Genomic DNA, 22,331 nt, shown 5'->3' with positions numbered 1-22,331 from the left:
GCCGGGTGCGAGGTTTCTTTATGAACGCAACGCCCCGCTGATGATCTCCTCGGCCGCCGGGCAGCGCATCGGCCAGGGCGCCGGGCTCGGCCCGCAGCGCGCCCACGACCGCGTCGATCCCCCGCAGTCCCGCCCGCCCCAGGAGGCGCTTGTCGTTGGTCACCCATGCGCCGCGGGCCGCGAGGACGGCGTGGGCGGACTGGATGGCGGCCGTGGCCAGGGCGCCGGCGGTTTCGGTGAGGCGGGTGGGGGGGCGTGGTGGGCCCTGGCGTAGGAGGTGGAGGTGCCTGGACGCCCGCGTAATTGGGATGCGGGCGGGGCCGAGGAGGTCCGATCATCGGGAAGTTGCCCGCCGACCGTTGTCGTTCATTGCCGTTCGAGGAGCTGCTTCCCGTGATCCGGCGCGTCACCGCCCCCGCCCTCTTCCCTCCGCCCACCTACTCCCACGCCTCCGTCGTCGAGGCCGGCACGAAGCTCGCGTTCCTCGCCGGGGCCGTGCCGCTCGACGAGCGGGGGGAGATCGTCGGCCCCGGGGACCCGGTACGGCAGGCCGAGCAGGTGATCGCCAACCTCCGGGAACAACTCCGTGTCGTCGGCAGCGACCTGGAGCACGTGCTGTCGACGGACGTGTACGTCGTGAGCAGTGAGCCCTCGGTGCTGTCCGCGGTGTGGGAGGTGGTGGAGTCCTCGGGACTGAGCACGGGCCCGCACTCCTCCACCCTGCTCGGCGTGGCCTGCCTCGGCTACACCGGGCAGCTGGTGGAGATCACGGCCACCGCCGTGGTGCCGGAGCGGGCGGGAGACGGCCTGTGACGGAAGCGGTCGTCCTCCGCCGCGCCGTCGCGGCGGACGCCCGCGCCGCCGCCGACGTCTATCTGCGCTCTTTCGACGCCGCGCTGCCGACGGTCGTCCGCGCGCACACCGACGACGAGGTCCGGGACTACATCCGGGACGTCGTGGTGCCACTGCGGGAGACCTGGGTGGCCGAGGCCGCCGGGGCCGGAGTGGTCGGCCTGATGGTCCTGGACGGGGAGTCGCTGTCCCAGCTGTACCTGGACCCTCGGTGGCGGGGGCGGGGCATCGGGGACCGGTTCGTCGCGCTGGCCAAGGAACGCGGTCCCCGGGGCCTCAGCCTGTGGACCTTCCAGGTCAACAAGCCCGCCCACCGCTTCTACGAGCGGCACGGTTTCGTCGCCGTCGAGTACACGGACGGCAGCGGGAACGAGGAGCGGGAGCCGGACGTCAGGTACGTCTGGCGTCCATGAGGTGCGCGATCCCCGTTCGCTGACACCGCGTCCGGTGTCCATGAGGTGCGCGGTGCCCGTTCCCCGGCGCCGCGCCCGGCGTCCATGACGTCCGCGATCCCCGTTCCCTGACACCGCGTCCGGTGTCCATGAGGTGCGCGGTGCCCGTTCCCCGGCGCCGCGCCCGGCGTCCGTGACGTCCGCGGTCGCCGTTCCCCGGCGCCGCGTTCGACGTCCGGCGTCCGGCGTCCGTCACGTCCGGTGGGGGGCGCCCCGGGACCCGTGGATGCCGGTTTCACCTCGCCAACCGCCCCCACGCCCTCCCCTTGGGCAGCGGCCGTGCGTAACCGCCCGCCCGGCTCGTCGTCAGTCCCAGACCCACCAGCGACTCCGCGAGTCTGACGGCCGCCCCGACACCGTCGACGACCGGCAGCCCGAGCTTCTCCCCCACCGCCCGTTGCAGCCCCGTCATCCCGGCGCAGCCCAGGACCAGGACCTCGGCGCCGGCCTCCCGGGCGCGTTCGGCGGCGGCCAGGAACGCCGACTCGGTACGGGCCGGATCCTGGGCGAGGTCGAGCACACCGAGGCCGGTGCCGACGACGGCGGCACAGTTGCGCGCCACGCCCGCCGTCTCCAGGCTGTCCTCGATCAGGCCGCAGGACCGGTCGAGGGTGGTGACGACGCCGTAGCGACGCCCGAGGAGGCAGGCGAGGTGGGCCGCGGCCTCGGTGATGTCCACGACCGGTACGTCCACCAACTCCCGTACGCCTTCGCGCCCGTGCTCCCCGAATCCGGCGAGCACGACCGCGTCGTAGGCGGGACCGTCGTACGTCCGCAGCGCGTCGAGGACGGCGGCGGCGGACAGATAGCTGTCCAGCCAGCCCTCGGCGGACTCGGGGCCCCAGGCCGGTGTCAGCCCGGCCACCGTGGTGCCCGGAGCCGCCGCGGCGCGGGCACCTCGGACGATCTCCTCTGTCATCTCCCGTGTGGTGTTGCAGTTGGTGACGATGATCCGCACGTCCGTCAGCCCTCCTGCCCCGCCGTCGCGCGTTCCCGGCGGCACAGTGCCGCGTACACGCCCGCGGCGAGGGCCGTGCCGATGAACCAGGAGTAGGGGGAGACGTCACTGAAGCTGTGCACGAGCGCGAGGACGGCGGCGACCGCGGCGGCCGGCAGGAACGCCCACAGCGCCTTGGGGTTGACCCCCTTGCGGTAGTGGTAGGTGGTGCCGGGCCGGGCGTCGAACAGCGCGTCGACGTCGATCCGGCCACGCTTGACCCAGTAGTAGTCGACCATGATCACGCCGAACAGGGGGCCCAGGAAGGCGCCGAGTCCGCCGAGGAAGTAGTTGACGACGGTCGGGTTGGAGAAGAGGTTCCACGGGGTGACCACCAGGGCCGCCACCGTGCTGATCATGCCGCCGACCCTGAAGGTGATCTTCTGCGGCCAGACGTTGGCGAGGTCGTACGCCGGTGAGACGAAGTTGGCGACGATGTTGACGCCCATGGTGGCGATGGCGAAGGTCAGCGCACCGATGACGAGCACCCAGGTGTTGCCCACCTTGGCGACCAGCTCGGCCGGGTCGGTGACGGCCTGCCCGAACGCCTCCAGCGAGCCCGCCGTGACGATCACCGAGACCACCACGAACGCGGTGGAGTTGATGGGGAGCCCCCAGAAGTTGCCGCGCCGGACGGTCCGGTCGTCGGGCGCGAAGCGGGAGAAGTCGCAGAAGTTGAGCATCAGCGTGCCGTATGTGGCGAGGATGAGCCCGATCGCGCCGAACCACTGGCGCCACTGCTCGCCGACGGAGACCGGATGCGGGGTGGAGGTCAGCGAGATGCTCCAGTGGGCCTTGGCCAGGACCCACAGCGCCAGCGCGATCATCACCAGCCAGATGGCCGGACCGCAGAAGTCCTGGAACTTCCGCACCGACTCCATGCCCCGGCTGATGATCAGCGCCTGGAGGAGCCAGAGCGAGACGAAGGAGATCCAGCCGAGCGCGTCCAGGCCGAGGAACGAGTGGTGCGTCAGCGACTCCAGGCCCGGCCAGGCCGCCAGCAGCATCACATTCACGGCGACGGAGGCCAGATAGGTCTGGATGCCGTACCACATGATGGCGATCACGGCCCTGATCAGCGCCGGGATGTTGGCGCCCCAGACACCGAAGCTGATCCGGCTGACGACCGGGAACGGCACGCCGTGCCGCTGGCCGATCCGTCCCATGCGGTTCATGCCGGCGTAGATCAGCACGAAGCCGACGAGGAGGGCGGTGAAGACCTGCCAGACGTTCATGCCGAGGACCAGCAGGCCGGCGGCGAAGGTGTAGTTGCCGAGGTTGTGGACGTCGGACATCCACATGGCGAACAGGTCGAAGACCTTCCAGTTCCGCTGCTTCGCGGGAGCGAGGTCCTCGTTGACGAGGCGGGGATCGGGGACGAACGCGGGAGCGCCGGTGGCTGCGGCGCGGTCGGCCAGGGACACGGGGCCTCCATGGGCGAGGGGACGGAGGACGGCGGCTCTCCTTGAGTGCCGGGCGAGCGCGTTTGGTATACCAAACTGCCGTCATGGTCCCGCCGTCAAGCGTTCGGACCGATGTCGTCGCCGTTACGGCCCCGTAAAAGTCCCCCGGTTTCGGCGAAGATGGGGCCATGACCCCCACGACGAGCCCCGGAAGGGCGAAGACCGAACCCCTGGGCGCGGTGCGCGAACGCGTCCTGGCGAGCTTGCGGCAGGACATCATCGCCGGGCGGCTCGGCCCCGGTGACCGGCTCGTCGAACGGGAACTCGCCGAGCGGCTCGGCGTCTCACGGGTACCGGTGCGGGAAGCGATCCGCGCCCTGGTCGCCGAGGGGTTCGTCCTCTTCGAGTCGGCCCGCCGCACGGTCGTCCGCCGGCTCACCCCCGCCGACGTCCGCGAACTCTTCGAACTGCGCGAGGCCCTTGAGGTCTACGCGGCCGGTCTCGCGGCGTCCCGGGCGACCCCCGAGGCCCTGGCCGAGCTGCGGGACCTGCTCGACCAGGCGGCCCGGGCGACGAAGGAGGACGACGCCGAGGCGATCACGGATATCAACACCCGCTTCCACGACCGCGTGCTCGCCATGGCCGGCAACAGCCTGCTGATCTCCGTTATGGAACCGGTCGACGGCCGCCTGCGCTGGCTCACCCGACGGAACGAGGAGTGGCCCCAACTCCTCACCGAGCACCGTGAGTTGTACGAAGCCATCGCCTCCGGCGACCCCGACCGCGCCCGCGCCCACGCCCTCGGCCACGTCCGCGCCAACTACCGCTCGACGGTGCGGCACCTGTTCGGACCGGACCCGGCGGACGCCGCCGAGGCCGACGCCGGCTGAGGCACCCCCGCGTCCGCGGGCCCTACGGCAGTCCGGCCGCCTCCGCCGCCGTGCGCAGTACCTCGCGGAGCATCTCGGCGGTGAGCCGGCCGGTGAAGGTGTTGCGCTGGCTGACGTGGAAGCAGCCGAAGAGGTCCAGGCCGTCGAGCGCGACCCGGGTGCCGTGGGCGAAGGCCGGGCGGGGACGGGGCACGGTCCAGCCCGCCTCCGCGAACGCGGGCAGCGCGGCCTGCCAGCCGAAGGCGCCGAGCACGACCACGGCCCGCAGGGTCGGCCGGAGCAGCGTCAGCTCCTGGACCAGCCAGGGACGGCAGGTGTCGCGCTCACCCGGCGTCGGTTTGTTGGCGGGCGGCGCGCAGTGCACGGGCGCCGTGATCCGCACACCGTGCAGCTCAAGCCCGTCGTCGGCGCTGACCGAGGTGGGCTGCGAGGCGAGCCCCACGTCGTACAGCGCCTGGTACAGCACGTCCCCCGAACGGTCCCCGGTGAACATACGGCCGGTGCGGTTCCCGCCGTGCGCGGCCGGGGCCAGCCCGATGATCGCCAGCCGTGCGTCGGCCGGCCCGAACCCGGGCACCGGCCGCCCCCAGTACGTCCAGTCGGCGAACGCGGCCCGCTTGGTACGGGCCACCTCCTCACGCCATTCGACCAACCGGGGGCACGCCCGGCAGTCGGCGACGCGCCGGTCGAGTCGGGCGAGGGCGCTGCTGTCGTCCATACGACCACGCTATGCCCTGGTGGGCGGTGCGCTGCGGGGAGGCCGGTGCCCTGCGGGTAGGCCGGGAGGGGCGGGACCCGGGAGATGGCCGGTGCCCTGTACGCCACCGCCGTCGGCGCCGAGGCACCAGCCGTCGAGGTCGGGCTCCGCGGGAGAGCCGGGGTGCGGGCGCTCACGGGCCCACTTCGGGCCCCGGCCCTGACGACCACCGGGACACCGGCACCTCCGGCACCACCGGGACAACCAGCACCTCTGGCACCACCGGGACAACCAGCACCTCCGGCACCATCGGGATCACGGGGCCATCGGGACCACCGGGGCGGTCGGGACCACCGCGGCGATCGGGACCGGGGCCGTCGGGACCACCGGGGCCACCGGGGCCACCGGGGCCACCGGGGCCACGGCATCAGTAGCACCAAGAGCACCACCCGCCACCGGGCGCCCGCGGCCACCATGACCACCCGGACACCCTGCACCACTGCGACCACCGCGAAAACGCTTCCGGGTCCACGGGGCGGGGGCGTTAAGGTCGGTGCATGGCTACCGATGACGCGGACGAGAACGTGGACCGTGGGACCGTCGAGGGAACCGGCGAGCCGAGCGCGACCGACCCCGCCCCCGCCGACCGACCGCTCGATCCCAAGATCGCCGCCGCGGTGGCCGCCGCCGAGGCCGCCGGACCCGCCAACGGCGAGACCGTCCGCATCGACAGCTGGATCTGGGCCGTCCGCCTGATCAAGACCCGCTCCCTCGGGGCCGCAGCCTGCCGGGGCGGGCATGTGCACGTGAACGGCGAGCGGGTGAAGCCCGCCCACTCCGTGCGCGTCGGCGACGAGGTGCGGATGCGGCACGAGGGCCGGGAACGGATCGTGATCGTCAAGCGGCTGATCCGCAAGCGGGTGGGCGCGCCCGTGGCCGCCCAGTGCTACATCGACAACTCCCCTCCGCCCCCGCCCCGCGAGGCCATCGCCCCCGCCGGACTGCGTGACCGCGGCGCCGGCCGACCCACCAAGCGGGACCGCCGCGAGCTGGAGCGCCTCCGCGGTGTCGCCGGCCCGGGCATCCCCGCGGGCTTCCCCGGCTTGACCGAACTGGGCGGACCCGGAGCATCCGGCGGACCGGGCCGGTCCGGTGCTTCCGGCGGACGCGGTGGCTCCGGTGGACGCGGCGGGTCCGGCGGCCGTGGCCGACGCGGTGGCCCCGGTACTTCCGGCGGCCCCGGCGGCGCGGGGGGACACGGCGGCTCCGGTGGACGCGGCACCTCCGGCGGCTAGGGGGCTCCGGCCGCGCCCGGGGGACTCCGGCGGTCCGGCAGGCTCCGGCGGCTCGGGCGGTCCGACAGGCTCCGGCGGCTCGGCGGTCCGACAGGCTCCGGCAGCTTCGGCAGCTCGGGAAGGCGACCGCGCGGACGCTGAGCCGACGAGGCTTGGCCCACCTCAGGCCGTCGGCCGCCGCCTCGGCCGGAGCCGCCCACCCGGCCGACGCCACCGCTGTCACCGTCGGCCCAGCAGCCGCAGCAGCTCCCTGTTGTGCGCCCGACGGGTCCAGGCGATCAGGGCGAGGGGGGCGATCAGGATCAGCGGGGTCGCCGCGTTCTGGCCGTCGAATGCGGTGACCTGGACGATGAACGCCCCCACCATGAGCGCGCTGAGGGCGATCGCCGCCACGGACTGGAGCACCGGGATCAACAGCGCGATCGCTCCGGCGAGTTCGAGCGCGCCGATGGTGTACATGGCCCCGCTGCCCCAGCCGATTCTGTCGAAGGACTCTACGGCCGTGGGGTGGGCGATCAGCTTGGGCAGGGCGCTCGCGATGCCGTAGAACAGCGCGAGCAGCACTTGCACCCCGCGCAGGGCGACCCGGGCTCCGCGCGCCCGGCCGGTGAGCGCGTCGGCGGTGACCCCGGCGGGCGTCGTCGTCGTGGAGCTGACGGGGGCGGTGGTCTCGGACATGTGGGGTCTCCCGGTGAAGCGGTCCCGATTGCTGTCACCGAGGTAGACCAGCCGGCGGTCCGGAATTCATCGGCCGACACCTCATCGGTCGGGAACCCTCGCCGTCCCGCCCCCAGGACGAACGAACCGTGTGCGGGAGCCGAGGCGACTAGGCCGAGGGCACCGCCCGGACCCACATGCCGTCCGGGGTCAGATACGTGTCCACCTCCAGTCCCGCTTCCGCCAGCGCCGACTCGAACTGCTCCTTCGTCAGGGGTCTGGAGAGAAACGTCTGCGTCCAGACCGCGTCCGGGAAGACGTACTCCGCGTGGACCGAGTTCACCCCCGCCCCGGCCGGCTCCACCGAGGCGATCCGCACGGTGAAGCCGCTCGGGTCGACCCGCTCCCTGGGCACCTTGGTGTGGTAGTCCGCGCCCTCCCGCTGGATCAGCACACAGCCGCCGTCCGCCACATGCCGGGCGCAGGTGCGCAGCAGGCCCCTGCGCACCTCCTCGTCACCGGCGTGCACCAGGAACGACGCGAGCATCACCACGTCGAACTTCTCGCCCAGGTCGAGGTCTTCGATGGAGCTGCGTATCGTGCGCGCTCCGCGGACCCGGGCCAGCATGTCGGCCGACTCGTCCACCGCCGTCACCGTGAAGCCGCGCTCCAGCAGCGGATGGGTCACCCGGCCCACCCCGCTGCCGAGTTCCAGGATGTGCGCCCCGGCCGGGACCGCCGCGGCGACGATGTCCGGCTCCTCGCCCACCGGCAGTCGTGCGTACAACTCGACCGCGCAGCCGTCCGGGGTGATCTCGCCCGGTCCCGTGCCCTCGTGGCCCTCACGCATCTCGATCCTCATGCCCGGACAACGGCCCGCCCCCGCACGCCCGTTCCCACCCTCCCCCAGTTCACTCGTTCGAGCTATTCAGCCCGGAACGGGAACCATCCGTGCCCGACGTACCAGTGGCCGCCGGCCCGTAGCTGGTCCCCGACCGCCCGCTCCACGGACGTCCGGCGGGGCAGCGCGGCCACGGGCAAGTCCGGGTCGCCGAAGACGAACTGCACGGGCTCGGTGTCGGCCGGCTCGCTCTCCTCGCGGGCGATGCGGAAGCGCCCTTGGAAGCGCAGGATGTTGGAGTCGGCGGGCAGGTACCGCCGCAACTGCGGGTCCAGCAGCCAGGAGTGGCACAGCACCGCCACCGGCCGCTCCTCGGGGAAGTACCGGGCGAAGAACTCCCGGGCCAGCGCCACGGAGCGGTCGCAGGCGGACGGGGTCAGCGGTCCGTGGAAGTCGGGGATGTGCAGGTTCAGGCAGGGCGTTCCGGGCGCCGCGTCCAGCCCGGCCGACGCCGTCACCCGCGCGTCGCGGTCCCCGAGCCGTGCGCGCTCGAACTGGAGCCGCCCGAGCTGGTACAACTCGCCGCGGAAGTGCCGGACCAGCCAGCGCCACGACTGCATCCCGGCCCTGCCGTGCCGTCTGCGGTGCACGGCGAGGTGACGGCCCAGGTCGGCCAGGGTGCGCCGGGAGATCTCGGCCGGTATGCCGCGGGCCCGGTGGAGTGCCTGGGTACGCGGGAGCGCGGCGAGGAGGACGTGCACGGCGAAGGTGTCCGTCAGATCGGCCGGGGCCGAGGCGAGCAGACCGGGCAACTCGGGCGTGCGGCCCGTGTCTTCCGGCTCGCGGAAGAGCTCCCCGACGCACTCCGTCAGGAGCCGGAGCGTGCCGGGATCACCGGTCAGCCTGCGCCACTGGGCGACGAGGTCGTTGACGTCCTCGTGCGGCACGGCCAGGTCGAGGAGCAGTGCGGGCAGGTCGTCGGTGTCCGGCAGCACGGGTGGTCCCCCTTCGGCCTCGGCGGACGGCCTCGTCACGCCTCCTCGGCGAGAGTTCCCGTCGCCTCGTCGAGTGTTGATGCACGTCGTCGTCGAAGAGTACGTTGCTGGAAGGAGTGGTGATCCGATGCGTACGGGCAGTGAACCGGCGACCGCGCGCAGTGCCCTGCGGGCGCGGTTCTGGCTGAGCCTTTGGGGGCTGGCCTGGGCGGTCTTCGGCACGGCGGCGTTCGCGCTGGCCGGGCACCCGGGCTGGGCGGCGGCCTGTGGGGTGCTGTGGCTGCTGATCACCGTGGACATGACCGTGGTCCTCCGGCACATCCGGCAGGGCCCGCACTACCAGCCGGGCCGGGACGTACCCCCGTACCGGCCGCCGGACGGACCGCCGTTTCCGGAGCCACCGGGACACCGCCACCCGCATCGGGGGCCACCGGGACACCACCATCCGTGACCGGCCGACACCCCGCCGACGGCGGTGGGGCGCTCCGGCCACCCCTTGCGGTGCCCTCTCGGTCCCGGTCATCGCCCACGTGCCCGCTCGAACACCGGCCACCGCCCCGTGACCACTCGATCCGGTCATCGCCCGCGTACCGGCTCGACACCAGCCGCCAGTGCGTGCGCGCTCGACATCAGCCACCCCTGCATGACCGCTCGATCCCGGCCCGCGCCTCCCATGACCGCTCGGCGCCCGGCCGTGAGGGGGATGGCCGCTGCCGCGACCGCCCGCCCGGTCCTCCACCGTCGCGCCGTCACTCCTCGAAGCGTGCCGCCTTCAGGTACTGCGGGTTGGGGTCCAGCGCCGCCGCCAGCCGGAAGTGGCGCTTGGCCTGGTCGGGGCGGCCCTGGCGCTCGTAGGTGCGGGCCAGAGCGAAGTGCGCGTACGCGTTGTCCGGCTCGCGCTCCAGCACGATGGTGAACTCAAGCTCGGCGGGACGCAGTTGCGCCGCGGCGAAGAAGGCGCGGGCGCGGAGCAGCCGGGCGGCGGTGTTCTCGGGGTGCGCGGCGATGACTCCGTCGAGCAGCTTCACCGCGCCCCGCGGGTCCCGCGCGTTGAGCAGTTGCTCCGCAGCACGGAAGTCGATGACATGCGTTTCCGGAGTACGTCCGGTGGAACCGCTGGTCTCGGGCACGGCAGAGTCCTTCCCTCACTCCCGGGCTTCAACGCCCCGGACCGGACCGCTATTCCGTACCGGCACGCCATGACGGCCGCTCCGCACCCTCTGTTCCGTACCTCCCCGGTACCGTCGGCCCATCCCGTACCGCCGGCCTATCAGGTACCGTCCGGGTCGTCCGTGCCGTTCGGGGTCGTACCGGCCTGCCGTGCCCGGTGTGCGAGGTCGTCCCAGACCTCGGCGACGCGCTTCTTCAGCGCGTCCAGGGGTACGTCGTTGTCGATCACGATGTCCGCGATCTCCCGGCGCTGCTCACGGGTCGCCTGCGCGGCCATACGCGCGCGTGCGTCCTCCTCGGTCATCCCCCTCAGCCGTACCAGCCGGTCGAGCTGGGTCGCGGGGCTCGCGTCCACGACGATCACCACGTCGTAGAGCGGGGCGAGGCCGTTCTCGGTGAGCAGGGGCACGTCGTGGACCACCACGGCGTCCTCGGCCGCGGCTCTCTCCAGCTCGCGGGAACGGGCGCCCACCAGGGGGTGCACGATCGAGTTGAGGAGGGCGAGCTTCTCGGGGTCGGCGAAGACGATGGAACCGAGCCGGGGCCGGTCGAGGCTGCCGTCGGCTGCGAGGACGTCCGCTCCGAAGGCGTCGACCACGGCCGCGAGACCGGGCGTGCCGGGCGCCACAACCTCGCGCGCGATGCGGTCGGCGTCGATCAGTACGGCCCCGTGTTGCACGAGCAGCCGCGACACCTCGCTCTTGCCGGCGCCGATCCCGCCGGTCAGGCCCACTGTCAGCATGAGCGGAAGCTTAGGCGCTGCCTCTGCCGGCGGAACCGGCGGAGGTCAGTTGTCGCCCTCGCGCTCCGCCAGGAAGCGCTCGAACTCGCGCCCGATCTCGTCGGCCGACGGGATCTCCACGGGCTCGGCGAGCATGTTGCCCCTGGTCTCGGCGCCCGCCGCGGCGTCGTACTGGTGCTCAAGGCCCTGGACCAGCGCGGTCAGTTCCTCGTCGCCCTCCTGGATCTGCCGGTCGATCTCGGTCTGCGTGCGGTGCGCGTCGGTGCGCAGCGCGTGCGCGACGCCGGGCAGGACCAGGCCGGTGGCGGCCGTGATGGCCTCCAGGACGGTCAGGGCGGCGTCCGGGTACGGCGAACGGGCGATGTAGTGCGGGACGTGCGCGGCGACGCCCAGGACGTCGTGTCCGGCCTCCATGAGGCGGTATTCGAGCAGCGACTCGGCGCTGCCGGGCACCTGCGCCTCCTCGAAGGGGCTGCGGTGGCCGGGGACGAGGTCGGTGCGGTTGCCGTGCGGGGTCAGGCCCACGGGGCGGGTGTGCGGGACGCCCATGGGGATGCCGTGGAAGTTCACGGACAGGCGGACGCCGAGCCGCTCCACTATCTGCCGCACGGCCGCCGCGAACCGCTCCCACTCCACGTCGGGCTCGGGGCCGGACAGCAGCAGGAACGGGGCACCGGTGGTGTCCTGGACGAGGCGGACCTCGATGGCCGGGGTCTCGTAGCCGGTCCAGCGGTCCCGTTTGAAGGTCAGCAGGGGCCGGCGGGCTCGGTAGTCCACGAGCCGGTCGTGGTCGAACCGGGCCACGACCTGGTGGGGCAGTGAGTCGAGCAGCCGGTCGACGATCTGGTCGCCGGTCTCGCCCGCGTCGATGTATCCGTCGAAGTGGTAGAGCATGACAAGGCCGGCCGACTCCTGGGCGAGCGCCATGTCCACCACGGCGAGGCCCTTCGGCTCCCATGCGTACAAACCCTGCGGATCAAGCACTGTGACCGCTCCTCCTCGTGTTCCCCATGGACAACGCGCCCCGGAACAGGGGAATTCCCGCGACACGCCGCTGATCAGCGATCTCCTGCGGGACATCTTGACGACCCGTCACCTGGTCCGTACCTTCACGACAGCCGAGTTCAGCATGCCGGTCGTCGTTCACGTATGAGGAAGCACGACAGGAAGGCATTCCATGCGCATACGCACGCCGCTCCCCTCCCTGTTCACCGCCGCCCTCACCGTCGGCGGACTGCTCCTGACCGCCACCGGCCCGGCCTCGGCCGCCACCACGATCGAGGTGACGACCGCGGCCCAGCTGAAGGCCGCGCTCGGTGCCGCCGGGCCCGGCGACACCATCCACCTGGCGGACGGCACGTACACCGGGAACTTCAAGGCGACGACGCCGGCCACGGCATCCGCCCGCATCACCCTCACCGGCTCCCCCAAAGCCGTGCTCACCGCCGGCGGCGGCTACGGCCTCCATCTGAACGGCGCCTCCTACTGGACGGTCCAGGGCGTGACCGTGACCGGCGGCCAGAAGGGCATCATGATCGACGCGGCCAAGGCGGTCGTGGTCGACGGCGTCACGGTGCACGGCCTGGACATGGAGGGCGTGCACTTCCGCACCTCCAGCACGGACGGCGTGATCAGGAACTCCAGGATCTACGACACCGGGAACGACGGCCGCGGCATGGGCGAGGGCGTCTACGTCGGGACCGCGAACACACTGTCCGACAAGAGCGACCGCATCCAGATCCTGGACAACACGATCGGTCCCGGCGTGGGCGGCGAGAACGTCGACATCAAGGAGGGCACGACCGGCGCCCGGATCATCGGCAACACCTTCGACGGCGGGGGCCTGACCGGCGCCAACTACGACGACTCCTGGGTCGACGTGAAGGGCAACGACGTCCTCGTGCAGGACAACACCGGCACCACGACCAGCAACGACGGCTACCAGACCCACACCCAGCAGCCCGGCTGGGGCTGCGGCACGATCTTCAAGGGCAACAGGTCGGACTTGACGACCGCCACCGGGACCACCCGCCTGGCGATCGACGTGACCAACGTCGGCGCCGGCTGCACGACGACGGTGTACAGCGACAACACGGTGGCGGGCGGCAGGGGTCTGACCAACATCGCGGTGACCCCGTGAACGCCTGAGGGGCCGCACCTCGAAAGGTACGGCCCCTCAGCCGACTATCGGCTAAGCCCAGCGGCTAGCGTTCAGCTCTGCCCACCGGCCAGCTTCTCGCGCAGCGCGGCCAGCGCCTCGTCCGAGGCCAGCGCACCGGAGGTGTCCGCGCCCTCGGAGGAGTACGAACCGCCGGTCGCGGCCGGAGCCGCAGCCTCGCCACCCTCGGCCGCGGCAGCGGCGTCGGCCTCGCGGGACTTGATGACCTGCTGCTGGTGCTGCTCGAAGCGGGCCTGCGCCTCGGCGTACTGGCGCTCCCACTCCTCGCGCTGCTTCTCGTAGCCCGGCAGCCAGTCGTTGGTCTCCGGGTCGAAGCCCTCGGGGTAGATGTAGTTGCCCTGGTCGTCGTAGGACGCGGCCATGCCGTACAGGGTCGGGTCGAACTCGACCGCGGTCGGGTCGGCACCGAAGGACTCGTTGGCCTGCTTCAGCGAGAGGCTGATCCGACGACGCTCCAGGTCGATGTCGATGACCTTGACGAAGATCTCGTCGTTGACCTGGACGACCTGCTCCGGGATCTCCACGTGGCGCTCGGCCAGCTCGGAGATGTGGACCAGACCCTCGATGCCCTCGTCCACACGGACGAACGCACCGAACGGAACCAGCTTCGTGACCTTGCCGGGCACGACCTGGCCGATCTGGTGGGTGCGGGCGAACTGCTGCCACGGGTCTTCCTGGGTCGCCTTCAGCGACAGGGAGACGCGCTCGCGGTCCATGTCGACGTCGAGGACCTCGACGGTGACCTCCTGGCCGACCTCGACGACCTCGGAGGGGTGGTCGATGTGCTTCCAGGACAGCTCGGAGACGTGGACCAGACCGTCGACGCCACCCAGGTCCACGAAGGCACCGAAGTTGACGATCGAGGAGACCACACCGGAGCGGACCTGACCCTTCTGGAGGGTCGTGAGGAACGTCTGGCGGACCTCGGACTGGGTCTGCTCCAGCCAGGCACGGCGGGACAGGACCACGTTGTTGCGGTTCTTGTCCAGCTCGATGATCTTGGCCTCGAGCTCCTTGCCGACGTACGGCTGGAGGTCGCGGACGCGGCGCATCTCGACCAGGGAGGCCGGGAGGAAGCCACGGAGGCCGATGTCGAGGATGAGACCACCCTTGACGACCTCGATGACGGTACCGGTGACGATGCCGTCCTCTTCCTTGATCTTCTCGATGGTGCCCCAGGCACGCTCGTACTGGGCGCGCTTCTTCGAGAGGATCAGGCGGCCTTCCTTGTCCTCCTTCTGGAGGACCAGGGCCTCGATCTCGTCGCCGACGGCGACGACCTCGTTCGGGTCGACGTCGTGCTTGATCGAGAGCTCGCGGCTCGGGATGACACCTTCGGTCTTGTAACCGATGTCGAGCAGGACCTCGTCCCGGTCGACCTTCACGATGACGCCGTCGACGATGTCGCCGTCGTTGAAGTACTTGATCGTCTCGTCGATCGCTGCGAGGAAGGCTTCCTCGTTACCGATGTCGTTGACCGCTACCTGCGGGGTGGTGGCGGTGGTCTCGGTGCTGCTCGTCATGTGGGAAAGGGCTCCGGTACGGACATTGAAGTCGTAGGTACTGCTTACGCCGGGAGCCCGTTTCGCTCTGCAGAAGCCGGACAGCCAAGGAAGCGCCACTTTGAGCACCGGGTGCCCGGTGGCGCCTCGACAACCGAGGGGACATACAACAGATGCGAGCGCAGCCTGCTACGTCTGAGGTGCGCAGGCCCGCAGCGCAACTTGTAGCATACGGGGGCAGCCGGACATGGTCAATGCGCGAAGGCGCACACCCGGGGCAGATCGCCGCATTTCCGGCAGAAGAAACGTCCCAACAGGCCACGCGGGCCTGGGGGCCCCTTCCGTACGGACCCCCGTCGGGCTGGACGGAAGAGTACGACGAGGGAGCCGATCATCCAAGAGCCGGAAGTGCACGAGCCGGAGGGGTCCGAGGGGTTCGAGCCGGAGGCCACGCGGCGTGACGCGGACGTGACGGAGAGCGCGCGGGCCAACCGGGGCTGGTGGGACCGCAACGCCGACGAGTACCAGATCGAGCACGGCACGTTCCTCGGCGACGACCGCTTCGTGTGGGGCCCGGAGGGCCTGGACGAGGTGGAGGCCGAGCTGCTCGGCCCGCCGGAGGAGCTGAAGGGCAAGGCGGTCCTGGAGATCGGCGCGGGCGCCGCGCAGTGCGCGCGCTGGCTGGCCGCCCAGGGCGCGCGTCCGGTGGCCCTGGACCTGTCGCACCGCCAGTTGCAGCACGCGCTGCGGATCGGCGGTTCGTTCCCGCTGGTCTGCGCCGACGCCGGCGCGCTGCCCTTCGCGGACGGCTCCTTCGACCTGGCGTGCTCCGCGTACGGGGCGCTGCCGTTCGTGGCCGACCCGCGGCTGGTGCTGCGCGAGGTGCACCGGGTGCTGCGGCCGGGCGGGCGGTTCGTGTTCTCGGTGACGCATCCGATCCGCTGGGCGTTCCCGGACGAGCCGGGCCCGGAGGGTCTGTCGGTGTCCTCGTCCTATTTCGACCGCACGCCGTACGTGGAGCAGGACGATCAGGGCCGCGCGGTCTACGTGGAGCACCACCGCACGCTGGGCGACCGGGTGCGGGACATCGTGGCCTCCGGGTTCCGCCTGGTGGACCTGGTGGAGCCGGAGTGGCCGGTCTGGAACACGTCCGAGTGGGGCGGCTGGTCGCCGCTGCGCGGGAACCTGATCCCGGGCACGGCGATCTTCGTGTGCGAGCGGAGCGAGACGGGGGTCTCCCCGGCCGAGGGCTGAGGGGGCTGAGCCTCGTACCCCTCGCGGTATCCCTCGCGCAGCTCCACGCGCGCGTGCGGGCCGTTCTGGGCTCCGTACGACACTGGGGGCGTGATCCGTTACGACGCCTTGGACGCGCTGCCCGTACGCTGCGCCCTGCCCGCCCTGACCGACGCCCTGGAGGGTGGCGGCACCGCCGTCCTCGTGGCGCCGCCCGGCACCGGCAAGACGACGCTGGTGCCGCTGGTGCTGGCGGGGCTGGTCGGCGGTGGTCCAGCGCGGCGGGTCGTGGTGGCCGAGCCGCGGCGGATCGCGGCGCGGGCGGCGGCCCGGCGCATGGCGTGGCTGCTGGGCGAGAAACCGGGCGGGAGCGTCGGCTTCACGGTGCGCGGCGAGCGGACCGTGGGGCGGCACACGCGCGTGGAGGTCGTGACGACCGGTGTCCTGCTCCAGCGTCTCCAGCGTGATCAGGAGCTGACCGGGGTGGACGTCGTCGTCCTCGACGAGTGCCACGAGCGGCATCTGGACGCGGACACGGCGGCCGCCTTCCTGTGGGACGTGCGGCAGGCGCTGCGGCCGGAACTGCGGCTGGTGGCCGCGTCGGCGACCACGGACGCCGAGGGGTGGGCGCGGCTGCTCGGCGGAGCGCCGGTGGTCGAGGTGGCGGGCGCGGCGCATCCGGTGGAGGTCGTGTGGGCTCCCCCGGCGCGTCCGGTCCGGCCGCCGCACGGGATGCGGGTGGATCCGGCGCTGCTGGCCCATGTGGCGTCGGTGGTACGGCGGGCGCTGGCCGAGCGGGCCGGGGACGTGCTGTGTTTCCTGCCCGGCGTGGGCGAGATCGCGCGGGTCGCGGGTCTGCTGGGGGATCTCGGTGAGGTGGACGTGCTCCAGGTGCACGGGCGGGCACCGGCCGCCGTGCAGGACGCGGTGCTGGTGCCCGGGGCGCGGCGCCGGGTGGTGCTGGCGACGTCCGTGGCCGAGTCGTCGCTGACCGTGCCGGGGGTGCGGGTGGTGGTCGACTCCGGGCTGGCGCGGGAGCCCCGGGTGGACCACGCGCGCGGGCTGAGCGGGCTGACGACCGTACGGGCGTCGCGGGCGGCCGGGCGGCAGCGGGCGGGCCGGGCCGGGCGTGAGGCGCCGGGTGCGGTGTACCGGTGCTGGGCGGAGGCCGAGGACGGCCGCCTGCCGGCCTTTCCGGCGCCGGAGATCAAGGTGGCCGACCTGACCGCGTTCGCCCTTCAGGTGGCCTGCTGGGGCGATCCGGACGCCTCTGGCCTGGCATTGCTGGATCCGCCGCCGGGCGGAGCGATGACGGCGGCGCGGGAGGTGCTGACGGCCGTCGGAGCGGTCGACTCCGCCGGGCGGGCCACGGAGGTCGGGGTGCGGATGGCTCGGTTGGGGGTGCACCCCCGGCTGGGGCGGGCCTTGCTGGACACGGGCGGTCGAGGGGCCGAGATCGTTGCCCTGCTTTCCGAGGAAGTGCCCCGGGATCACGGGGATGATCTCGCCGCTGCGTTGCGCCGTGTCCGGCGCGGGGGTGACGCCTACGCCGCGCGGTGGGCTGCGGAGGTGCGGCGGCTGCGGGGCGTCTCGGAGGAGTTCTCCCGTCCGCCCGCCCGTGACGGCCGGCAGAAAGGCGCCCTCCAGGCCGGACCGGGCACCGGCGACGACAAGCTCGCCGGGCTCGTCGCCGCCCTGGCCTTTCCCGAGCGGGTCGCCAGGCTCGACGGCGGGTCGTACCTCATGGCGTCCGGGACGCGGGCGGAACCGGCCGAGGGGTCGGCGCTGCGCGGTGCTCCCTGGATCGTCGTGGCCGTCGCCGACCGGCCCTCCGGCAAGGGCCACGCGCGCGTGCTGCTCGGAGCGGCCGTGGACGAGGACGTGGTGCGGACCGCCGCCGCCACGCTTCTCGGGGAGGGGGACGAGGTGCACTGGGCCGACGGGGACGTCGTGGCCCGGCGTGTCGAACGGCTGGGGGCGATCGAGCTGGCCGTACGGCCCCTGAAGGACGCCGATCCGGCCGTCGTACGCGGCGCCCTCCTCGACGGGCTCCGGCAGGACGGGCTCGGGCTGCTCCGCTGGTCACCGGAGTCGGAGGTGCTGCGGCAGCGGCTGGCATTCCTGCGGGCGCACCTGGGTGAGCCGTGGCCGGACGTGTCCGACGCGGCGCTGCACGCGCGCGTGGACGAGTGGCTGGAACCCGAGCTGAGCCGGGCCCGGCGGCGAGCCGATCTCGCCCGGATCGATGCCGGACAGGCGCTCGCGCGGCTGCTGCCCTGGGCGAGCGGGGAGGCCGCCCGGCTGGACGAGCTCGCGCCCGAGCGGATCGCCGTACCGAGTGGGTCCAGGGTCCGGATCGACTACCGGGATCCCGAGCGGCCGGTCCTCGCCGTCAAGCTCCAGGAGATGTTCGGCCTGCGGGAGACGCCGGCCCTCGCGGGCGTGCCGCTGCTCGTGCACCTGCTCTCGCCCGCCGGGCGGCCCGCCGCCGTCACGGCCGACCTCGCCTCCTTCTGGGCGGACGGTTACCGCGCCGTCCGCGCGGAGCTGCGCGGCCGCTATCCCAAGCACCCGTGGCCGGAGGACCCCACCACCGCCGAGCCCACCCGGCACACCAACGCGCGGCTCGGACACTGACCGGACCGGGCGCCTCCGTCGGTGGCGTTCCGGGCCGCCAGGACCACCGCCTGCTGATGGATCGTCAGGTCCGGCACGTGGCAGCGGGCGGGCGAGAGGAGAACAGCGGTGTACGCATGAAGAAGGGCGCCCGCCCGCCGGAGGGGGTCGGGCGCCCTGCGGGCGGTGGCGCGTCAGGAGGCGGACGCACTCGGGTCCGGGCTCGCCGGGGAGTCGGCGGCGGCGACCTTCAGTTCGACCGTGAGCGTGGCGCCGCCCGTGGTGGTGATGCGGAGCAGGAACGTGCCGGTGGTGTCGTCGGCGTACAGCTTCGGCAGCGTGAGCAGGCCCTTGTCGTCCGTCTGGAGTCCGGTGAGGGTGCGCACGGCCTTGCCGTCGGCGTCCTTGAAGTAGGGACCCTTGTCGTTCTCCGTGGCGTCGTCCGCCGACGTGACCAGTGTGGCGGTGGCCGCGACCCTGTCCGCGACGGCGCCCTTGTACGTCGCCTTCACCTGGACCTGGTCGGCGAACTCGCCGCCCGGCGTGCAGCTCAGCGGGGTGTCGCCGGTGCGGGCCAGGGTGTCGGCGGCGCGCGCGGTGACGGTCGCCGCGAAGTCGACGCCCTTGACCGGGCGGCCCACGACGGCGGCGGTGACCTTGAAGCCACCGGTCTTCTCGCCGGCCTGGAGCGCCGGGGCGAGCGCGATGCCCTTGGCGTCGGTGGCGACCGTGGCCACGGTCTCGCCGCCGGCGAAGGTGGTGTCGGTGTCACCGGTGATGGTGAACCTGATCCTGATCTTGGCGACGGACTTGCCGACCTTGGTCTCGGCGCGGACGCTGACCGGCTCGGCGAAGGCGTCACCGGCCATGGCGCTGAGCTTTCCGGTGCCCACGCCCACCAGGTGGTCCACCAGGTCGGTGGGCGTCTGCGGGTCCGTCGGCGGAGCGGGCGGCGTCGGCGGAGCGGGCGGTGTCGGTGGCGCGGGCGGTGTCGGCGGTGTCGGCTTGGGGCCGGAGTTCTCGTCCCCGCTGTGGTCGCTCCCACCGTTGCCGGGCTTGTGGGGTTCCGGGTCCGGCTTGGTCCTCGGCGGGTCCGAGGGCTTCGGGGAGTGCGTACCGCCGGAGTCGTCGTCGCTGCGGTGCTCGGGGATGCCGCCGGTGCCGTCGGGGACGGAGTGGCTGCCCTTGCGGTAGTACTCCAGCCAGTTCAGGACCAGGTTGAGGTAGTCCTGCGAGTTGTTGTAGCTGAGGATCGCGCTGTGCAGGCCGCTCTCGGTGGACATGTCCCAGTCGTTGCGGCACAGGTAGTGGCCCGCGGCCAGGGCGGCGTCGTAGACGTTGTTGGGGTCCTTCTTGCCGTCCCCGTTGCCGTCACGGCCCGCCCAGGCCCAGGTGGACGGGATGAACTGCATGGGGCCGACGGCCTGGTCGTAGGTGCTGTTGCCGTCGTACGCGCCGTCGTCGGTGTCCGGGATGAGCGCGAAGCCGTTGCCGTCGAGCTGCGGGCCCAGGATCCGGCCCACGGTGGTGCCGTCGGCGTCGACCCGGCCGCCGCGGGCGTGCCCCGACTCCACCTTGCCGATGGCGGCGAGCAGTTGCCAGGGCAGGTTGCAGCCGGGCTTGGCGGAGCGCAGTTCCGCCTCGGCCTTCTTGTAGGCGTCGAGGACCGTCGCCGGGATGCCGGCCTCCGCCTCCCCGCGGGAGACGGGGGTGCCTGCGCTCGGCGAGGGGCTGGGGTTGGGGCTCTTCAGGGGCGGCAGGTCCGTGTAGTACGGGGAGTTGCCGGTGGCGTTGCCGTCGGCGGCCCCGTCCGTGGCGGGGGCGGTGGCGCCGGCCGTCGCCTGTCTGCCGCCGTCCTCGCTGGTCACTCCCGGAGCCTGGGACGCGGAGAGAGCCGCGACCGCCGCCGCGGCCACGGCGGTGGTCGCCGCTCCCTTGCGCAGCCGCCTGCCGAAATGCGCCGCCATAGAGTGAACCCCTCCCATGGACGCCCGTGCGTCCGTCTCCTTCTGTCTGCCTCGCTCTGGTGTGACGGTTGACCCGGTGCTGTGGTTGCGCCTGTTCCGCCTTTCCCTCCGTGCGACGGGTGTAGGGCCGTGCGCCCGCACGGCGACGCAGGTGACCCTACGACAACTTGCTTGGAACCTGCAGCGGTTCGCGCCCGGATTTCACCGGTTGGCCAACTGTCGTTGCCCGTCCGTGCCCCGGGCGGCGGTCCCGCATACTGGACCGACCTGATATCGGCGCCGCGTTCCGGGCCGCCGACCGCTCCGGGGGGCTCTGTTGCCGTTCACGCTCAGCCATGCGGCGGCCGTGCTGCCCGCGATCCGACGGGACGGGAGTGGCCGGGGCCCACTGGTGCCGACGGTGCTCGTCGCGGGCTCTTTCGCGCCCGACATGCCCTACTACGTGGCCGGTGTCCTGCCGGGCGGAATGGAGTTCGGCACTGTCACGCACGCGTCCGCCGGCGTCGTCACGGTCGACGTCCTCATCGCCTGGGTCCTGACGGGACTGTGGCTGCTGGTGCGGGAGCCGTTGCCGGCGCTGCTGCCACGGGCCCGGCAGGGCCGGCCGGCCGCGCTGCTGCGCTGCGGTGCGCCCCGCACGCGGGTACGGGCTGCGTCGGTGGGGCGGTGGTACGCCTCCGCGGTGCTCGGCGCGCTCACCCACGTGGTGTGGGACGCGTTCACGCACCACGACCGGTGGGGGACGCGGCTGGTGCCGGCCATCGGGCGGGACCGTCCGGCGGGCGTACCGCTGTTCACCTGGCTGCAGTACGGCTCGTCGGCGGCGGCTGCCGTGGCGATCGCCGTGTTCGTGGTGCGCGCGCTGCGGCGGGCGCCGGACGGGGTGCCGGCGGGGGTGCCGGTGCTGTCGGTGCGGGACCGGGGCATGGCGCTCGCGGTGATCGGCGGTTGCGCGCTGGCCGCGGCGGTGCAGCGGACGGCGCGGTGGTGGGAGCGGCGGGGTACGGCCGCGGGGCCGTGGGAGCTGGTGCCCACCGTGTGCTTCGGGGTGGGCGCCGGGCTGGTCCTGGGGCTGCTGCTGTACGCCGTCGGCGTCAGGGTCTGGCGTCCGGCCGCCGGTCCCGGGGGTCCAGGGGATCGAGGTGGGGTGGTCGGTGCGGGCCGGGGGCGGCGGGCCGCTCGGTGACGGACGCGACGAAGACCGTGAGCGTGGGCCGGGGGCGTGATCTCGGGATCAGGGTGAGGACGAGGGCGGCATAGCCGCGGGCCAGGTCGGCCCACTGACGCCAGTCGGGGGTGCGGGCCGCGCGGCCGGCGACCCTGCGCCTGAGGTCCTCGGGGAGGTTGCGGACGGTCGTGGCCAGGTCGGCCGGGATGCGGGCGGTGCTTGCGTCGGCCGCTAGGGCCGGCACCGGCGCGGCGGGCACGGCCTGCGTCGAGGCGGTGTCCGCCCAGACCCCGGCTGATGCCTCGGGCGTCCGGCGGTGAAGCATGCGTATACCCATGCCCGCAGTGTTGCGGCTGCGGGGGGTGGGGGGCGTTTTGGCGGGGTCCGTTCGGGTTGTGACGGATCCCTCTGGGGGATCGGCCGGGTCTTCGAGCCCGGGTGGGTCGTTGAGGGGAGGGTGAGGGGAGGGGGCGAGGCAGTCGGGGCAGTGGGGGCGGCACCGCTGGGTCGCGTTGTGGGGTGGGCCGACGGGCCGCGCGTCGTGGGGGCCGCCGGGCCCCGTAGAGGGGGCCATCGGGCCGCGTAGAGGGGGAGGCTGCCGGGCCCGCGGCATGGGAGGGCGCCTCGGAGCCGCGGCGTAGGGGGGATCGCCGGGACGCGGCATGGGGGGTGATC

At 72.8% G+C, this 22,331-nt stretch carries 21 protein-coding genes; 9 read left to right on the top strand and 12 right to left on the bottom strand.

All coding sequences use genetic code 11. The annotated features are described in order from the left end of the window. Positions 1-393 precede the first annotated feature (393 nt). Positions 394-813, top strand: coding sequence for a RidA family protein (locus tag C3492_RS18800; protein WP_103813088.1), 420 nt, complete (start codon positions 394-396; stop codon positions 811-813). Next, positions 810-1,265, top strand: coding sequence for a GNAT family N-acetyltransferase (locus C3492_RS18795; protein WP_103812892.1), 456 nt, complete (start codon positions 810-812; stop codon positions 1,263-1,265). The genes C3492_RS18800 and C3492_RS18795 overlap by 4 nt, the downstream gene beginning before the upstream one ends. Positions 1,266-1,539: 274 nt before the next feature. On the opposite strand, the gene C3492_RS18790 is transcribed toward C3492_RS18795, so the two are convergent. Beyond that, positions 1,540-2,262, bottom strand: a complete 723-nt coding sequence (locus C3492_RS18790; RefSeq protein ID WP_103812891.1) for an aspartate/glutamate racemase family protein — start codon at positions 2,260-2,262, stop codon at positions 1,540-1,542. Positions 2,263-2,267: 5 nt separating this feature from the next. After that, on the bottom strand, positions 2,268-3,725 hold the full coding sequence (locus tag C3492_RS18785; RefSeq protein WP_103812890.1) for an NCS1 family nucleobase:cation symporter-1: 1,458 nt from the start codon (positions 3,723-3,725) through the stop codon (positions 2,268-2,270). 167 nt (positions 3,726-3,892) lie between these two features. Here C3492_RS18785 and C3492_RS18780 point away from each other — a divergent pair, with 167 nt between their 5' ends. Beyond that, positions 3,893-4,594 (top strand): GntR family transcriptional regulator, encoded by a 702-nt coding sequence (locus C3492_RS18780; protein ID WP_103812889.1) that lies wholly within the window; start codon positions 3,893-3,895, stop codon positions 4,592-4,594. A gap of 22 nt (positions 4,595-4,616) precedes the next feature. On the opposite strand, the gene C3492_RS18775 is transcribed toward C3492_RS18780, so the two are convergent. Then, the gene (locus C3492_RS18775) at positions 4,617-5,312 is read right to left on the bottom strand and encodes a uracil-DNA glycosylase (RefSeq protein WP_103812888.1); all 696 of its coding nucleotides are present in this window, start codon (positions 5,310-5,312) and stop codon (positions 4,617-4,619) included. Between the two features lie 536 nt (positions 5,313-5,848). On the opposite strand from C3492_RS18775, the gene C3492_RS18770 reads away from it, so the two are divergent. Further along, on the top strand, positions 5,849-6,586 hold the full coding sequence (locus tag C3492_RS18770) for an RNA-binding S4 domain-containing protein (RefSeq protein ID WP_103812887.1): 738 nt from the start codon (positions 5,849-5,851) through the stop codon (positions 6,584-6,586). A gap of 219 nt (positions 6,587-6,805) precedes the next feature. Here C3492_RS18770 and C3492_RS18765 read toward each other — a convergent pair whose 3' ends face one another. The 3 genes from C3492_RS18765 to C3492_RS18755 form a co-directional block, all read right to left on the bottom strand. After that, positions 6,806-7,264 carry a DoxX family protein gene (locus C3492_RS18765; RefSeq protein ID WP_103812886.1) on the bottom strand — a complete coding sequence of 153 codons (459 nt, stop codon included), beginning with the start codon at positions 7,262-7,264 and terminating at the stop codon, positions 6,806-6,808. Between the two features lie 148 nt (positions 7,265-7,412). Then, the gene (locus tag C3492_RS18760) at positions 7,413-8,093 is read right to left on the bottom strand and encodes a bifunctional 2-polyprenyl-6-hydroxyphenol methylase/3-demethylubiquinol 3-O-methyltransferase UbiG (RefSeq protein ID WP_103812885.1); all 681 of its coding nucleotides are present in this window, start codon (positions 8,091-8,093) and stop codon (positions 7,413-7,415) included. A gap of 74 nt (positions 8,094-8,167) precedes the next feature. Continuing rightward, positions 8,168-9,079, bottom strand: a complete 912-nt coding sequence (locus C3492_RS18755) for an acyltransferase domain-containing protein (protein WP_103812884.1) — start codon at positions 9,077-9,079, stop codon at positions 8,168-8,170. A 127-nt stretch (positions 9,080-9,206) separates the two neighbouring features. On the opposite strand from C3492_RS18755, the gene C3492_RS18750 reads away from it, so the two are divergent. Beyond that, positions 9,207-9,530 (top strand): DUF6343 family protein, encoded by a 324-nt coding sequence (locus C3492_RS18750; protein ID WP_181140441.1) that lies wholly within the window; start codon positions 9,207-9,209, stop codon positions 9,528-9,530. Between the two features lie 298 nt (positions 9,531-9,828). Here the strand turns inward: C3492_RS18750 and C3492_RS18745 are convergent, their stop codons facing one another. The 3 genes from C3492_RS18745 to C3492_RS18735 form a co-directional block, all read right to left on the bottom strand. Then, entirely contained in the window at positions 9,829-10,209 is a 381-nt protein-coding gene (locus tag C3492_RS18745; protein WP_014672069.1) for a M48 family metallopeptidase, read from the bottom strand. A 140-nt stretch (positions 10,210-10,349) separates the two neighbouring features. After that, positions 10,350-10,991 carry a dephospho-CoA kinase gene (coaE, locus tag C3492_RS18740; protein WP_103812882.1) on the bottom strand — a complete coding sequence of 214 codons (642 nt, stop codon included), beginning with the start codon at positions 10,989-10,991 and terminating at the stop codon, positions 10,350-10,352. A gap of 45 nt (positions 10,992-11,036) precedes the next feature. Next, positions 11,037-11,975 carry a PAC2 family protein gene (locus tag C3492_RS18735; protein WP_103812881.1) on the bottom strand — a complete coding sequence of 313 codons (939 nt, stop codon included), beginning with the start codon at positions 11,973-11,975 and terminating at the stop codon, positions 11,037-11,039. Between the two features lie 193 nt (positions 11,976-12,168). On the opposite strand from C3492_RS18735, the gene C3492_RS18730 reads away from it, so the two are divergent. Beyond that, on the top strand, positions 12,169-13,131 hold the full coding sequence (locus tag C3492_RS18730) for a nitrous oxide reductase family maturation protein NosD (RefSeq protein ID WP_103812880.1): 963 nt from the start codon (positions 12,169-12,171) through the stop codon (positions 13,129-13,131). Positions 13,132-13,202: 71 nt separating this feature from the next. Here C3492_RS18730 and rpsA read toward each other — a convergent pair whose 3' ends face one another. Then, entirely contained in the window at positions 13,203-14,693 is a 1,491-nt protein-coding gene (gene rpsA, locus C3492_RS18725) for a 30S ribosomal protein S1 (protein WP_030642226.1), read from the bottom strand. Between the two features lie 387 nt (positions 14,694-15,080). Here rpsA and C3492_RS18720 point away from each other — a divergent pair, with 387 nt between their 5' ends. Beyond that, positions 15,081-15,926, top strand: coding sequence for a class I SAM-dependent methyltransferase (locus tag C3492_RS18720; protein ID WP_103812879.1), 846 nt, complete (start codon positions 15,081-15,083; stop codon positions 15,924-15,926). A gap of 90 nt (positions 15,927-16,016) precedes the next feature. After that, on the top strand, positions 16,017-18,542 hold the full coding sequence (gene hrpB, locus C3492_RS18715; RefSeq protein WP_103812878.1) for an ATP-dependent helicase HrpB: 2,526 nt from the start codon (positions 16,017-16,019) through the stop codon (positions 18,540-18,542). 173 nt (positions 18,543-18,715) lie between these two features. On the opposite strand, the gene C3492_RS18710 is transcribed toward hrpB, so the two are convergent. Beyond that, a complete protein-coding gene (locus C3492_RS18710; protein WP_103812877.1) occupies positions 18,716-20,488 on the bottom strand; it encodes a lytic transglycosylase domain-containing protein in 1,773 nt (590 codons plus the stop codon). 316 nt (positions 20,489-20,804) lie between these two features. On the opposite strand from C3492_RS18710, the gene C3492_RS18705 reads away from it, so the two are divergent. Then, positions 20,805-21,674 (top strand): DUF4184 family protein, encoded by an 870-nt coding sequence (locus C3492_RS18705; protein WP_103812876.1) that lies wholly within the window; start codon positions 20,805-20,807, stop codon positions 21,672-21,674. Here C3492_RS18705 and C3492_RS44665 read toward each other — a convergent pair. Next, positions 21,583-21,993, bottom strand: a complete 411-nt coding sequence (locus C3492_RS44665) for a hypothetical protein (protein WP_181140440.1) — start codon at positions 21,991-21,993, stop codon at positions 21,583-21,585. The two genes, C3492_RS18705 and C3492_RS44665, sit on opposite strands and share 92 nt — an antisense overlap. Positions 21,994-22,331: the final 338 nt, after the last annotated feature.

The organism is Streptomyces sp. Ru62 (assembly GCF_002920615.1).
Lineage (GTDB): Bacteria > Actinomycetota > Actinomycetes > Streptomycetales > Streptomycetaceae > Streptomyces.
Note: the sequence above shows the minus strand (reverse complement) of the source record. Positions and strands in the feature narration are given on the sequence as shown.

Excerpts from the sequence above, each read along its gene's own strand:
- C3492_RS18730 (WP_103812880.1), top strand. The coding sequence starts at position 12,169 with ATGCGCATACGCACGCCGCTCCCCTCCCTGTTCACCGCCGCCCTCACC.
- C3492_RS18780 (WP_103812889.1), top strand. The coding sequence starts at position 3,893 with ATGACCCCCACGACGAGCCCCGGAAGGGCGAAGACCGAACCCCTGGGC.
- C3492_RS44665 (WP_181140440.1), bottom strand. The coding sequence starts at position 21,993 with ATGGGTATACGCATGCTTCACCGCCGGACGCCCGAGGCATCAGCCGGG.
- C3492_RS18750 (WP_181140441.1), top strand. The coding sequence starts at position 9,207 with ATGCGTACGGGCAGTGAACCGGCGACCGCGCGCAGTGCCCTGCGGGCG.
- C3492_RS18765 (WP_103812886.1), bottom strand. The coding sequence starts at position 7,264 with ATGTCCGAGACCACCGCCCCCGTCAGCTCCACGACGACGACGCCCGCC.
- C3492_RS18710 (WP_103812877.1), bottom strand. The coding sequence starts at position 20,488 with ATGGCGGCGCATTTCGGCAGGCGGCTGCGCAAGGGAGCGGCGACCACC.
- rpsA (WP_030642226.1), bottom strand. The coding sequence starts at position 14,693 with ATGACGAGCAGCACCGAGACCACCGCCACCACCCCGCAGGTAGCGGTC.
- coaE (WP_103812882.1), bottom strand. The coding sequence starts at position 10,991 with ATGCTGACAGTGGGCCTGACCGGCGGGATCGGCGCCGGCAAGAGCGAG.
- C3492_RS18770 (WP_103812887.1), top strand. The coding sequence starts at position 5,849 with ATGGCTACCGATGACGCGGACGAGAACGTGGACCGTGGGACCGTCGAG.
- C3492_RS18760 (WP_103812885.1), bottom strand. The coding sequence starts at position 8,093 with ATGCGTGAGGGCCACGAGGGCACGGGACCGGGCGAGATCACCCCGGAC.
- C3492_RS18775 (WP_103812888.1), bottom strand. The coding sequence starts at position 5,312 with ATGGACGACAGCAGCGCCCTCGCCCGACTCGACCGGCGCGTCGCCGAC.